Raw genomic sequence first — 12,966 nt, forward strand, 5'->3', positions numbered from 1 at the left:
CGGACCCGCTGATTCCAAGGGTTTGAGAATATTGCCGGAACAACCATGTCAAAGGAAGGAACGAATCACCAGCATATCTTTCAACATCACCGTTGAAAAAGGCTTGGCACTCGGTTGCGCGCGATTGGGTTGCCAGGAGACAAGCAACCTGGCTCTTGAGGGTCAGGGAAACAGAAAAAAATACTTGCTTGTTTTGGAGGAGTTCCTTCTAATTGACGCAAGGTTAACTATTAAAGCTCTTATGAAAAGCGATCGCCATTCCGCACACCAACTCAGCTATCAGATTGTTTTAGTGTACCTGTTGCTGAGCAGTTTGTGGATTTTACTATCCGACAGAGTGCTCGGGATCCTAACCGACGATTCAACCACCCTAACCCACTGGCAGACGGTGAAAGGCTGGGTATTTGTACTGTTCACCAGCGCCTTGCTGTATCTGCTGATTCGCCTAAACTTGCGATCGCTGGAAAAAGCGGAACGCAAATATCGCAGCATTTTTGAAAATGCCGCCGAGGGCATTTATCAAGTCACGCCGGAGGGATATTATATCAGCGCGAATCCCGCCCTCGCGGAAATTTACGGATATCGCGCCCCCGAAGAGCTGTTCGATTTAAACTGGTGGCAACTCAACGTCGAACCGAATCGGCGAACGGAATTTCTCCGGGAATTGCAACAAACCGGCAACGTTGTGGGGTTTCAATCTCAAGTGTATCGAGCCGATGGCACGCGGATTTGGACCACAGAAAACACCCGGGCGGTTCGGGATAGAAAAGGAACGTTAGTTTACTATGAAGGCACGGTAGAAGACATTACCGATCGCGTGGTGGCCACTTCGGCGCTGCACAAAACCTACAGTCTTTTAAATGCCATCATTGAAGGCACCACCGATGCGGTGTTTGTCAAAGACCGAAAAGGGCGATATTTGCTAGTAAATACAGCATTAACGATACTTTTAGGCAAATCTATGCGCGAAATTATCGGCAAAAGCAATGCCGATTTATTCGGAGCAGAAAAGGCACGCGAAATCCAAGAAACCGAAGCAGAAATTATCGAGAGTGGCGAAACGAGAACCTACGAAAAAGTGACCGAATTTCAAAATAAGAAGCGGACATTTTGGGTCACGAAAGGGGTGTATCGAGATAGCGAGGGGAATCCGATGGGATTAATCGGGATTTTGCGCGATATTAGCGATCGCTTCCAAGCAGAAACCGCGCTTGCAGAAACCAAAGAAAAATTAGAAGCGGTGATTCGCGCAGCGCCGGTGGCGATCGACATGATTTCCCCAGAAGGAAAAGTGTTGATATGGAATCGCGCCGCCGCAAGGATATTCGGATGGAGTGCCAGGGAAGCGATCGGAGCGGTTTTGCCCATTGTCGATCGCCAAAACCCAGAGCAACAAGAACAATTTCTCGCCTGGTTGGACAGTCTCAACCAAGGAGCCACCTTTACCGATTTAGAAACCCGACGCCGCTGCAAAGACGGCACCGAAATCGTTGTCAATCTGAGTGCGGCACCGGTGCGCGATGCCAACGGAGAGATAATCGGCGCGATGGAGATTCTCGCCGATATCAGCGATCGCAAGCGCCTGCAAGGGGAACGCGATCGACTCATTGCCCGACTGCAACGGGAAACCGAGGACCTCACCGCCCTCAGCTTAGTCACTGCTGATAGTACCAGCACCTTAAAACTGTCCCAACTATTTAACGTGATGCTCTCGCGCATTGTAGAAGTCATGCAAGCGGATGCCGCCGTTATCTTATTAAAAGAAGACAACCACCTGCACCAGTCTGCCAGTGTGGGCATCGACTCCGACGCTTTAGACACCTACAAGGTAGCGATTGGGGAATGCTTTGCCGGACGAATTGCCGCCACCCTGCATCCGCTTTACGTGCCAGACGCCACCGAAGACCCGCGCATTACCAGTGATTTTATCGCCCAACGGCAAGTCTGCACCCTGCTGGGCGTCCCCCTGAAACATAATGGCGATCCGATCGGGGTTATACAGGTAGAATGGCGGAACTTTCACCAACTGAGCGATCGCGAGATTCACCTGCTAGAAACCACCGCCGAACGCTGTACGATGGGGATTCTCAACGCCCAGCTTTACGAACAAACCAAACAATTGCACGATCGCCTGCGCTTGCAGATTAACGAAATGCCCAGCGGATGTATCGTGGTAGATTCCCAGTGGCGCTTTACCGACTGGAATCCCGCAGCAAGGCGGATTTTCGGCTACACCGCCGAGGAAATTATCGGCGAGTCCTACGAGGCGCTCGTGCCACCCAACGCCCGAGCGCAGGTGGCGGAAATCTTGGAGCAACTGGTGGAAAATCGCGTCCCGATTCACAGCGTCAACAAAAATCTCACTAAAGACGGCAGAACGATTATCTGCGAGTGGTATAATACCGCCTTGTTCCACGCCGATGGTTCCTTTCACGGTCTCCTGGCGATGGTGCAGGATATCACGGAACGCAAGCGCGCTGAAGACGCCCTGCAAGCCTCAGAAGCCGAACTGCGGGCGCTGTTTGCGGCGATGACCGATGTTATCTTTTCCATCGACCTGCAAGGACGCTATCTGAAAATCGCCCCCACCAATCCCCACTTGCTCTATGAACCGCCCCAAGAACTGCTGGGCAAAACCTTACATGAGGTCTTCGATCGCCCCCTAGCCGATCGCTTTCTCGGCTATATCCAACAAGCGATCGCCGCCCAGGAAACCCGCGAATTCGAGTACAGCTTGCCTATCAACGGCAGCGTGGTGTGGTTTGCCACCAAAATTTCCCCCATGTCCGACCATGCGGCAATTTGGGTGGCGCGCGATATTACCGATCGCAAGACCGCTGAGGCACAACTGAAACACTATGCGTTTTTCGATTCCCTCACCGGCTTGCCCAATCGCACATTCTTGAGCGATCGCCTCGCCGAATTGATAAATGCCGAAACGGCTGTTCCCCCCACCACCGACACCGACGAGCTAAATCCCTCGCCCTCGCCGTGTTTTGCCGTGTTATTGCTCAACCTCGATCGCTTCCGCGCCATCAAATACAGTCTCGGCCATCTCGTGGGCGATCGCCTGCTGCTCACTACCGCACAACGTCTCCGTGCCTGTTTGCGTCCCACGGATTTGCTCGCGCGCATGGGGGGGGATGAATTTGCGATCGTCCTGGAAAATATCCGCGATGTCAGCGACGCCCAACAAATCGCCGAACGGATTCACTCTTCGATGCGCTTTCCCTTCAACCTAGAGGAACATGAGGTATTCTCTACCATGAGCATCGGCATCGCCGTGAATACCTGCGAGTATCACCGCCCGGAAGATATTCTGCGCGATGCCGATACGGCGCTGCATTATGCCAAAAAACAAGGTCACGGTCGTTCGGTGGTGTTCGCCAGAGACATGCACGCCCATGCGATCGCTCGCTTGCAGTTGGAAACCGATCTGCAACGGGCGATCGACCTAGAGCAATTTCAGGTCTTCTATCAACCGATCGTCTCCCTCTCAACCCGCCAACTTGCCGGGTTTGAAGCCTTGGTACGCTGGAATCATCCCCGCCGCGGTAGGGTTTCTCCGGCAGAATTCATTCCCTTAGCGGAGGAAACCGGTTCGATTGTGGCGATCGACCGCTGGGTAGTGCGCGAAGCTTGTACCCAATTAGCGCAGTGGCAAGCTCGCTATCCTGCGGCGGCATCCTTGACGATGAGCGTGAATTTGTCCGGGGTGAATTTCTCTCAAGTGGGCACCATCGAACGTCTCGATCGCATCTTGCGAGAGATCGGCATTGAAGGCCGATTTCTCAAGCTGGAAATTACCGAAAGTGTGATTATGGAAAATCCCACCTCCGCTTTACCCATGCTCGAACAGCTCAAATCCCTGGGAATTCAGCTTTCTATCGATGACTTCGGCACCGGCTACTCCTCTTTGTCTCGCTTGCATCAGCTCCCTCTCGATACCTTAAAAATCGATCGCGAATTTGTTAAGGATATGAAGGGACTGGATGACAGCGCCCAAATCGTGCAGACGATCGTGACCTTAGCCCACAGTCTGGGAATGGATGCGATCGCCGAAGGTATCGAAACCCCCCAACAACTCGAACTCCTGCGAACTCTCGAGTGCGACTACGGTCAAGGCTACTTTTTCGCTCCACCGCTCGAGCGCGATGCGGCGTTGAATTTACTTCGGTCCGATACTCTGTTTCGGGACAATGGATAAACTCGCGATCGCCACTCCTCCCGAATCCGATTAACAGTCCCCAGCAAGAACCGAGCCAATCTCTTAAAAGTCGAACTGACGAAAATCCCAGTCATTCCTCGGGAAAACCGGCTGGCTCGATTCCACGTCGCTTTCCTCCCCTTCTCCCTCTAACAAATGTTCCATTCCTTCGGGAAATACCGACTCGTCAATAATTAAAATCGCCCCGTCAATGGGATCTGTTTCGGCAATGGTTTGAATTTCGCGCTCGAATTCTTCCTGTCCCCGTTCAAAAAATTCTTGGGAACTGTTGCCGGGACGTGCAACCCCACGCAGGGATAGAGGAGTAATCAATGCCACAGTGGCGATCGCTAATAAAATTTTCATCGTTTTAACCTTGGGTTTACACTCTTTAATCGAACGGAAAGCGGGAGCCTTGACTTAAGGAGTTTGGCCATCGGATTATTCACTTACTCGTTCTCAATTGGAAGGCGAAAAAAACCCTTCTCGAGTGCCGATTTGCTCCCGCAATAACTATACGTTTAGCGGTGGGCACGAACCCACCGGAACCCACCCGACTTCCGGAAATTGAATCGGGGTTTCGATGTCTTGCCCCTACCCCTGCTTGCACCACAAAGGAATCCCCGGAATGGCAAGGGTTTTTTCTCCTCCCTTTAACTTTATTTTAGCTTATAAACAAAATTTATTTAAAACCCGCTCGCCCATAACGTAAACCCCAGATTCCCGCAGAAAAATGGGCGGCACCCAAGATGACAACCTCCCCTCTGCCCCTGGGTGACGGTTTGGCAAGACCGATGTCATATTAGCCGCACAATACCCCGATCGAGGGTTGACGAAATTGCTGCCCTGGATTCACAATAATGCCAGAGAGTCAAAGGAATTCGATTGGCACAATTTTGCTCGGGATTCCTAGGCGATCGCGGCTCCGATCGCAAACGTAACAGCATCCTGGTTTGTTGTACTCAACCAGAAGGTAACATTTATGACAAATTCTCTGTTAACTCAAGCCAAAACTCTCGGATTTAATCTCCATCGCGACCCGGAAGGAAAACTGTGGATTTTACCGCGCAAAAAAACCGACCGATGGAAATTGCTCGAATTAGAAGAAGGACGCTGGTTGTTAATTGTAGGTAACGTGCCCCAGATTAGTTTTTGGCCTCGAGAAGCTCAACTCTTTTTGTTCCGTCGTCGCTCTTCCCTAAAACCCCATGAAAAACTGGTAAAAAACCCCTGAGCGGGCCATCCCACCGCAATCGAATGCTCTCAATTCTCCCAAGTGGCACGGGAGCTATTGGCTGCACCTGTGAAAAAAGTCTTCGTGCCGCAAATTGATCTTACATTTCGCAAGTCAGATAGGGCGATCGCGAATTGACTAGGGTTGAGCCGCTACTCAAGACCCTACTCTGACCGTTAAGCGGGTGGCCATCGCCATCGCGCAAACCGCTCAAGAACGACCGTAACCCAATTCAATGGCGAACAGCTAACTCGAGATGATGCACGGATCCCCTCGGGTAGAACCCTCGATTTATCGCGTCTCTGACGGGGGCTAGGGAGAACCCCACCCGCGCCCGCCCTATGGAAAAATGGTATAACTGCTGAAAACATTTAGAATTGCATATTTGGGGCAATAACGCTGAGGGGGAAAATCGTTCAAGTTTTTAAAGCCCCCCAATGTATGGAGAATAGAAATAAACCGGCAGAATGTGGGTGGATTCGCAGCAGATTACAATGATCTATAAACAACTCGCTCATCCGATTCGCAAATACAGGTCAAAACAATTATGCTAGAACTACACTGCCACACCACCTATTCCGACGGAACCCTCACGCCGACGCAACTCGTGGAACGAGCCGTGGGTGCCGGCGTGCGCGCCTTAGCCATCACGGACCACGACACGGTGTCGGGGTGGGACGAAGCGATCGCCGCCGCCGCCCCCTATCCCCTAGAAATCGTCCCGGGACTGGAACTCAGTACCGTCCACAATGGCTGTTCCCTGCATATCCTGGGATTCTATCCCGATCGCCAGCGCCTCGACTCCCCCTTGCGCGACGCCCGAGCGGGACGGTTTCGCCGCGCTACCCAAATGGTCGAAAAGCTCGCCGAGTTGGGATATCCCATCGAATTGCCGGAAATGCAAGGCGGGATGGCCCCCGGACGCCCCCATATTGCCGCCGCAATGGTGAAAGCCGGCTACGTGCAAACCCCCCAAGAAGCCTTCGATCGCTGGATCGGCGAGGGGAAAAGCGCCTACGTGCATTACGAGAAATTCTCCATCCAGGAAGGCATTGCCTTGTTACGCAATTGCGGCGCAATTCCCGTCTGGGCGCATCCCTATCTCTTCCGAGGCGGCGACATCGAAACCGTTTTGGCAGAAATGGTAGAGGCGGGGTTAATGGGGGTGGAAGTGTATCATCCCACTCATACCCCCTTCCAAGTGGCACATTTAAAACGCTTATGCGCTGAATATAATTTATTGATAACCGGCGGGAGCGACTATCACGGGCCGAGTTCAAAAGGGGAGGAACGCACAACTCTCAATCAACTCAATTTGCCCTTACAACTGCTCGAGGCGCTGAAAACAGCGGCGTCTTAGACAGAGAAGACCAGAAACCGGGTTTCTCGCGCTCAGAAGTGGCTCATTCGGACAGTTTTTCTGAACCAACCCGGTTTCTCATCTATAGGACTCCCCCACCCTAGGAAATGGCATCCAAATCCAGACGAGTTTTGTACACCTCAAAAGTACCGTGGCGATCGTGTTTGCCCCCAAACAAATCGTAAATCACCCCCACATCGCCATTGTCTTTGTCCGCGAGGCGGACGATGCCGAAATTATAATGCCGGCAGAGGGCTAAATTGCGGACGCGATAGGGAACATTGCCTTTGCGATCGCCGAGTACCCCGTCTTTTTGCACCCCGAATTCCAACACCCGGCGAGCGAAGGGACTGAGATCCGCATAAGTAATCCCACTGGAGGTAAGCTGGAAAACTCTCGCCCCGGGAGAATCGGGATGAGAGATTTTAAACGCTGCCCCAACGTGAACGTCACCGCTGATAAAAATCACCTTCCCCTGGGTCTGTTGCGACCACCGAAACACCAAACTCAGCAGTTTATTGCGTTCGTCCCAGTTGCTTCGATGTTCCCAGTGATCGCGCTGATCGTCTTGATATCCCATAAAAGACAAGTCGATTTCGTTAATCGCAAAGCTGTTGAAATGAACCACTGGCACTGGGGAGATGATAAACAATATCCGAGGCGGATCGTTATATTGTTGGTTCAACCACGCTTCAAACCGCATCCATTGCTCCACACCCAGGCTGCGGAGTTCGGCTCGGTTATAGTTATGATGCCCGCGCATGTCCAAAATGTAAAAGGCATACCTGCCGTAATTAAGGGAATAGTCAAACTGGTTGGCCTCGGAGTCTGTAGGCGGATTGTGGGAATGTTGATATTCTTCATACACCTGTTTGGCCGCCTCGAACATTTCTCCCGCCAAACGCAACTGTTCGTTTAAATTCCGCAGTTCCCAAGAGCGATCGAGCAAGCCGGCCAGTTCTTTCGGCGTATAAGACCCCCACCCATCCACGATATCGTGGTCGTCCCAAATCATATAGGTGGGAAAGCGGCGATACACTTTCTGGAGGGCAGAAAACCCCCAGTATCCCCGGTATATATCTCGATACCAATCCACCATCTGCGCGCGATCGGGATTGCGATGTCGGTTCTGTCGCAGCCATTCCCAAATACTCAGCTCTTTTTCCCCATCTACATACACCTGATCTCCCGTGGCGAGGATGAATCGCGCATCGGCGGCGCACAGTTCTCGGTAAAAGGCATCCCACATCTCCATCTGCGCGATTTTGTGTCCTTCATAGGGCATGTGGCAACTGTAAATGCCAAAGTTGACGGCTGTGGCTTGCTCTGGAAAGGTTCTAAATGACAGTGGCTCTTCATGGCCCAATTCCCAGGGCATCTCGCGGTTGGGCTGAAACAAAGCGTAGTAGTACCGGGTATCGGATTGCAAATCCTCGATATCCACCACCACCGTTAGGTCGCGATCGCGGTCGATCTGTAGGGGAATCGGACTTTCTGTGGCTGTGGCGATCGCCCTTCCGTCCCCAGTTTCCGAAGGTTGCGTCCCGGGCACCTGACCCCTGGATGACGTGACTCGGCACTCCTCGCGGTTGTTCTCCCGCACCACATCCGGCATCCCCTGGGTGGGAATCGGATCCCGAGACACCACCAACCAGTACCTCCCCGCCTCGGAAACCCGGAACCACAGGCGCACGCTAGACGCGGTGGTATGTCCGATGATGCTCCCGCGATCTAAGCGCGGATTGGGCCAAGGTCGCTTTTGCGGATCGTAGAATTTAAGATTGTTCTGCGTCACGGCTAACCTCCGGGTGAAAATTTAGAAATGCAAATGCCTTTATTATGGAGGAAATTATGCGATCTCGTTTCATCCACGACCCCCACCCCCGACCCATTCTTTCACCTGCGGCAAAATTGAAAATTGAAAATTGAGAATTTAATCCCGGGGTGGGAAAATCAACCCGAATCGAATCTACGGAGTTCGCCCGACCCCATCCTCACCCTGCGTGCCTCGCGCAATGCCCATATTTCCTCCCCCTTCCCGATCGCATCCTTGTGGCGCACGTAATATCCCCGTTCCCGTCCCTACAAGCCACTGCCGGACAAAAAAACCTCGTCAGTTCTTCAATTGCACATCCCCCAAATGTTTTAGGGGCACGGCATTGCCGTCCCCCTATCTCTGGTTATTGCGATCGCGATCGCCCGATTCTGCTACTGGGCAGCCGCCACACTATAGCGGGCGATCGCCGCTACCGGTGCATTCCCGGGAACCCGATCGCGCGGTTCGGCATAAACCGTTCCCCCATTCAAGAAGGTATAAACTGCCGCGAAATCTAACAGGTCTTCGTCATTGGGTTGGGGTGACTCGTGGATGTCCACGGTATTGGTATTCGGGTCGAACTGTCCCCATTGATGTCGGTCCACCGCCACAAACAAGGAATCCAGCCGTTTGTAATATGCCGCCGGCACGATGTCTTGCAGTTGGCTAAACGCTTCGTGGTTCTCGGGGGAACCGACTAATTCTTCATACTTGCTCACCGCCTCGTGATAAGCCTGCTCGAATTCCGGCTGTACCACCTGCCAGGCCCATTTTTGCAGTTCTTCCGGTTTGAGCAATTTCGGATTGCCTGCAATGCCTTTTTCCAGCAAGTGGGAATAGCTGTTCGCTTCGTGGTAAATCGGCAAGATCGACTCGTCGCCGGCTAATACCAAGGGCGCGTCTTCATCGTGCAGCTTTTGCGCGATCGCCTCATTGACTTGGTGGAAATATTGCGCGATATCCCGTTGGAATTTATCGCGATCGGGGCTTCCTTGTCCGTGGGACACCCTTTCCTGCGCGGGATTGCGGGTTCCGCCTCGGGAGGTGAAAAATCGGAACTGACCGGATTTAGCTGTTTCGTCATACAGCAGCGCTTCTTCCAGACTCTCCGGCACATCTTCCACATGCATTTCCCGGACGTTATACTGGGTTGCTTCTAGCAGTCGCACGTTATGTTGGCTCAGTGCCAAGATAAAGAAGCGTCCGTTTTTGGTCAGCAGGGGCATCAGGGGCTTGAGATGGAAGCGATCGCCCACCACCGCTAGTTCTTCCACCTCCAATGGCACCCGATAGTAAACAAAGCGATCGGGAGATGCAAAAATTGCCAACCCATGCTCTTGGTGCTCCCAAAAGTCGGGGGTATCCAGATCCTTGACGGGCTGTAGCCATTCCATCGCATCGGAAACCCGAATCCCGATCGCGTCTAATTTCTGCTCTACCTCTGTCATCAAGTTTTTGAAGCGAATCGGACTTTGCTGCGTTTCTGACCCGCGCTTGGGAGTGGGCATGTAAATCGACACGCAAGGGGTTTGAGTGTTTTCTATCAAGTTTTTAAGTTCATCTTTAGAGAAAAAATCCATAAATTCGGTCTCCTATGTTTGCAAAACAAAATATGCGAAAAATCCATCGCCACCGGAACGATAAAGCCGATGAAAATGGACTTTTCTATTAAGGTGAGCCATTAAACGCTCAACAAGTGCCTGTTAATATTTCATCAAAACCCGGCTTGCATGTCATCTTTCTTTTGATAGAAACCTGCTCTGAGCCGATCGCCGCGATCGCCCCTTTTCTCCCGGCGCGTCTTTCCCACTCCCCCCACTCCTCCCCCGCCCTCGCGGTTAAATTGTGGCAAGGGGTTGACAAAAAAATGGGCATCGGGTACAATGAAGCCGTGGCGTCAGGCAGGGCTTATGTGCAATGCGCATATTGCTTAACGAGGCTGCCCGCGCGATCGCATTGTGTTTCACCGATGATTATATCACCCCTGGCGATCGCATCGCATACCCCGGGGTAGGGAAATGGTGGGCATTGCCCAGTCTAGGGAATGTCGATCGCATTGGCGATAATTTCTTGCACGATCGCCGTCACGGGTAAGGCAGCATCCACATAAAGCGCCGCTTGCGGATCGGGGGGTTCTAGGGTGTCGAATTGACTTTGGAGCAATTCGGCGGGCATAAAATGATTCTGGCGCTGATTCATTCTGGCCTGGATGAGTTCAAACGACCCTTGCAAGTAAATCCACTTGAGCGCATCCCAATCATCGGCTAGGGTTTGGCGATGGGCAGCTTTGAGGGCGGAACAACTCAGCACCAGGTTTTGCCCTTGTGCGATGGCGGTGGCGATCGCCTGACGCATTGCCCGCAACCAGGGTTGGCGATCGGCATCATTTAACGGGATTCCCCGACTCATTTTCTCTCGGTTCTCGGGGGGATGAAAATCATCCGCATCCTTAAATTGCCAATTCAATTGCGCTGCCAAAGTCTGGCCCACTGTGGTTTTCCCGGAACCGGATACCCCCATAACGATCGCGATGGTGGTGTTTTCTGCGAATCTCTCCTGGTTTACCATCGATTTCCTCTGCGTTCCTGTAACTGCAATAAAAACCCGCGTTAGCCACCCCCCGGGTAGCAACGCGGGAAACCGCTACGACCCCGACGCCCTAGGCGATCGCGCTGTAACTATGTTCGTGTTCTACCCGGAATACATTTGCCGTTAAGTTGGCGATAACTTGCTTTCCTTGTTGGGTCAGCTCTAAATATTTGATGGCATCTTCGATGTAAGGATAAACCACGCCCCAGAAAAATTTGGGATAATTGTGACGCAAATCTGCGGGAGTGCGGTAGTTTAAGGCTTGATTTTGACCCGTTTCTTCAAATTCATAAAATAAGGCGGCGATTTTTTGCAAGTAGCGCGGATCGCTCAACTGACCGATTAAATCTGCAGCGCGAACTAACCCGGGGTAGTTTATCGTGTCTTGATGGTCTTTATCATTGGGGACGGGAAACCGAGTGAGTTCGATATTGCGCTTGATTTGTTCCGCATCGATCAGTCCGTGACCGCCAAAGCGTTCTTGGATAAACTGTTTTCCGCGATCGACGTGATAAGGCGTCAAACTGGCATCCGTAGCCCCGCGAGGCAGGGACACCCTCATGCCTTCGCGTCCCGTGGCATACAATCCTTCCGTCGGTATGTCTTGCTGACAAACGCCTTTGACATACCCAATATCGTGGCACAATAGGGAAATAATAAAGTGCAGCCAATCTTCGCAGGAAACGCCCCCTTCGCGGATATGCTTTCCGCGCAAGATTTCTTGTCCGACTAAGGTGACGAAAATGGTATGTTCCACATTATGATAAAGGGCATCGCTGTTGGCAATGTTTTCTAGAGCCATGCCTCCTGCCCAGGCGATAATCTCTGAATAGTGCGACTTGTAACCCCCATAGGTTCGCCGATATCCTGACTGCAGTCGGGGAACGAATGAATTCATTAACAGTGCGGTTGCATTAAACATTTGAGTTCATCTGTGCGATTGAAATTGCTAATTCTACTTTCTCCGATTTGGCTGAAAATTGAAGCGATCGCGATCGGTAGTAGCGGGTGATAAGTGTTAATACGGCTAGGCGATCGCTACCAGACAATCTGGCGATCGAAATCGGAAAGTTGAGGTGACGGATCCGGGGCATCCGGTGCGATCGCGATCGCACTCACAGCCGTTTTTCCCTGGCACGCTGGCTTGGCGCGAACGCAGCACCCCCGCCATCCCTGGCACCACAGCAGGTGCCACCTTCCCGAAAACTCTGCAAGCCAACCACAGAAAATTGCAAAGGTTTGCAATCTTGTAGAATTCTACACCCCTTGTCAATCGGAGCTTTTTTGCGATAAATCCCTGCAATTATTGTGTAAATTATGGTGACTACCGCGATCGCCCCCCAGTGCGAGGGTCGAGGAATGCAGGTTCGCCACCACCGATTCGATTGAGGGATGTCTCGCGATCGCCAATGCAAGAGAAAATTGTATTTATTTTTATTCTATCCGCTTCGGCGGGACATTGCCCACCCGCTTTGCGGGGAAAATTGAGCATTGAGAATTGAGAATTGAGAATCGAAAAGTTAAACATTAACGGTTGTCAGTATTTAACTTGCAATCCGCCCCGGGGGGAGACTTTCGAGATTTAATTGTTAATTATTAATTGTTAATTGTTAATTGTTAATTGTAGCTCGCTTTCCGGCAAGGGAGTGGAAGACTCCACCGCCTCAAAGCGGTAAACCCATGCAAGGGAGGCAACAGCGGTGAAAGAAGACTGAGAAAAGTGTAAAAAAATATTTCAATTTACCTTACCGTAGCGTAGG

11 protein-coding genes are annotated in these 12,966 nt (G+C 51.9%); 3 read left to right on the forward strand and 8 right to left on the reverse strand.

From position 1 onward, the window contains the following. Positions 1 to 241 precede the first annotated feature (241 nt). Positions 242 to 4,207 carry a PAS domain S-box protein gene (locus AC0QH1_RS09390; RefSeq protein ID WP_324630810.1) on the forward strand — a complete coding sequence of 1,322 codons (3,966 nt, stop codon included), beginning with the start codon at positions 242 to 244 and terminating at the stop codon, positions 4,205 to 4,207. A gap of 63 nt (positions 4,208 to 4,270) precedes the next feature. On the opposite strand, the gene AC0QH1_RS09395 is transcribed toward AC0QH1_RS09390, so the two are convergent. Next, positions 4,271 to 4,573 carry a hypothetical protein gene (locus tag AC0QH1_RS09395; protein WP_324630812.1) on the reverse strand — a complete coding sequence of 101 codons (303 nt, stop codon included), beginning with the start codon at positions 4,571 to 4,573 and terminating at the stop codon, positions 4,271 to 4,273. Positions 4,574 to 5,189: 616 nt separating this feature from the next. Here AC0QH1_RS09395 and AC0QH1_RS09400 point away from each other — a divergent pair. Further along, on the forward strand, positions 5,190 to 5,441 hold the full coding sequence (locus AC0QH1_RS09400; RefSeq protein ID WP_324630813.1) for a hypothetical protein: 252 nt from the start codon (positions 5,190 to 5,192) through the stop codon (positions 5,439 to 5,441). A gap of 547 nt (positions 5,442 to 5,988) precedes the next feature. Beyond that, positions 5,989 to 6,801, forward strand: coding sequence for a PHP domain-containing protein (locus AC0QH1_RS09405; RefSeq protein WP_324630814.1), 813 nt, complete (start codon positions 5,989 to 5,991; stop codon positions 6,799 to 6,801). Positions 6,802 to 6,901: 100 nt separating this feature from the next. On the opposite strand, the gene AC0QH1_RS09410 is transcribed toward AC0QH1_RS09405, so the two are convergent. The 7 genes from AC0QH1_RS09410 to AC0QH1_RS09440 all read right to left on the reverse strand — a co-directional run bounded on the left by AC0QH1_RS09410 (position 6,902) and on the right by AC0QH1_RS09440 (position 12,698). After that, positions 6,902 to 8,596 carry an alkaline phosphatase D family protein gene (locus AC0QH1_RS09410; protein ID WP_324630815.1) on the reverse strand — a complete coding sequence of 565 codons (1,695 nt, stop codon included), beginning with the start codon at positions 8,594 to 8,596 and terminating at the stop codon, positions 6,902 to 6,904. Between the two features lie 413 nt (positions 8,597 to 9,009). Then, positions 9,010 to 10,197, reverse strand: coding sequence for a baeRF7 domain-containing protein (locus tag AC0QH1_RS09415; RefSeq protein ID WP_324630816.1), 1,188 nt, complete (start codon positions 10,195 to 10,197; stop codon positions 9,010 to 9,012). Positions 10,198 to 10,331: 134 nt separating this feature from the next. Next, a complete protein-coding gene (locus AC0QH1_RS09420; RefSeq protein WP_324630817.1) occupies positions 10,332 to 10,469 on the reverse strand; it encodes a hypothetical protein in 138 nt (45 codons plus the stop codon). Between the two features lie 185 nt (positions 10,470 to 10,654). Next, positions 10,655 to 11,185, reverse strand: a complete 531-nt coding sequence (locus AC0QH1_RS09425) for a gluconokinase (protein WP_324630818.1) — start codon at positions 11,183 to 11,185, stop codon at positions 10,655 to 10,657. 91 nt (positions 11,186 to 11,276) lie between these two features. Continuing rightward, positions 11,277 to 12,128, reverse strand: coding sequence for an Npun_R2479 family HD domain-containing metalloprotein (locus AC0QH1_RS09430; protein WP_324630819.1), 852 nt, complete (start codon positions 12,126 to 12,128; stop codon positions 11,277 to 11,279). A 105-nt stretch (positions 12,129 to 12,233) separates the two neighbouring features. After that, positions 12,234 to 12,401 carry a hypothetical protein gene (locus AC0QH1_RS09435; RefSeq protein ID WP_324630820.1) on the reverse strand — a complete coding sequence of 56 codons (168 nt, stop codon included), beginning with the start codon at positions 12,399 to 12,401 and terminating at the stop codon, positions 12,234 to 12,236. Positions 12,402 to 12,530: 129 nt separating this feature from the next. Then, positions 12,531 to 12,698 carry a hypothetical protein gene (locus AC0QH1_RS09440; protein WP_324630821.1) on the reverse strand — a complete coding sequence of 56 codons (168 nt, stop codon included), beginning with the start codon at positions 12,696 to 12,698 and terminating at the stop codon, positions 12,531 to 12,533. Between the last annotated feature and the right edge of the window lie 268 nt (positions 12,699 to 12,966).

The organism is Phormidium sp. CCY1219, from assembly GCF_055795085.1.

Bases quoted from the DNA above. Each gene is read 5' to 3' on its own strand.
- AC0QH1_RS09405 (WP_324630814.1), top strand. From the start codon at position 5,989: ATGCTAGAACTACACTGCCACACCACCTATTCCGACGGAACCCTCACG.
- AC0QH1_RS09390 (WP_324630810.1), top strand. From the start codon at position 242: ATGAAAAGCGATCGCCATTCCGCACACCAACTCAGCTATCAGATTGTT.
- AC0QH1_RS09440 (WP_324630821.1), bottom strand. From the start codon at position 12,698: ATGCTCAATTTTCCCCGCAAAGCGGGTGGGCAATGTCCCGCCGAAGCG.
- AC0QH1_RS09425 (WP_324630818.1), bottom strand. From the start codon at position 11,185: ATGGTAAACCAGGAGAGATTCGCAGAAAACACCACCATCGCGATCGTT.
- AC0QH1_RS09430 (WP_324630819.1), bottom strand. From the start codon at position 12,128: ATGTTTAATGCAACCGCACTGTTAATGAATTCATTCGTTCCCCGACTG.
- AC0QH1_RS09395 (WP_324630812.1), bottom strand. From the start codon at position 4,573: ATGAAAATTTTATTAGCGATCGCCACTGTGGCATTGATTACTCCTCTA.
- AC0QH1_RS09415 (WP_324630816.1), bottom strand. From the start codon at position 10,197: ATGGATTTTTTCTCTAAAGATGAACTTAAAAACTTGATAGAAAACACT.
- AC0QH1_RS09400 (WP_324630813.1), top strand. From the start codon at position 5,190: ATGACAAATTCTCTGTTAACTCAAGCCAAAACTCTCGGATTTAATCTC.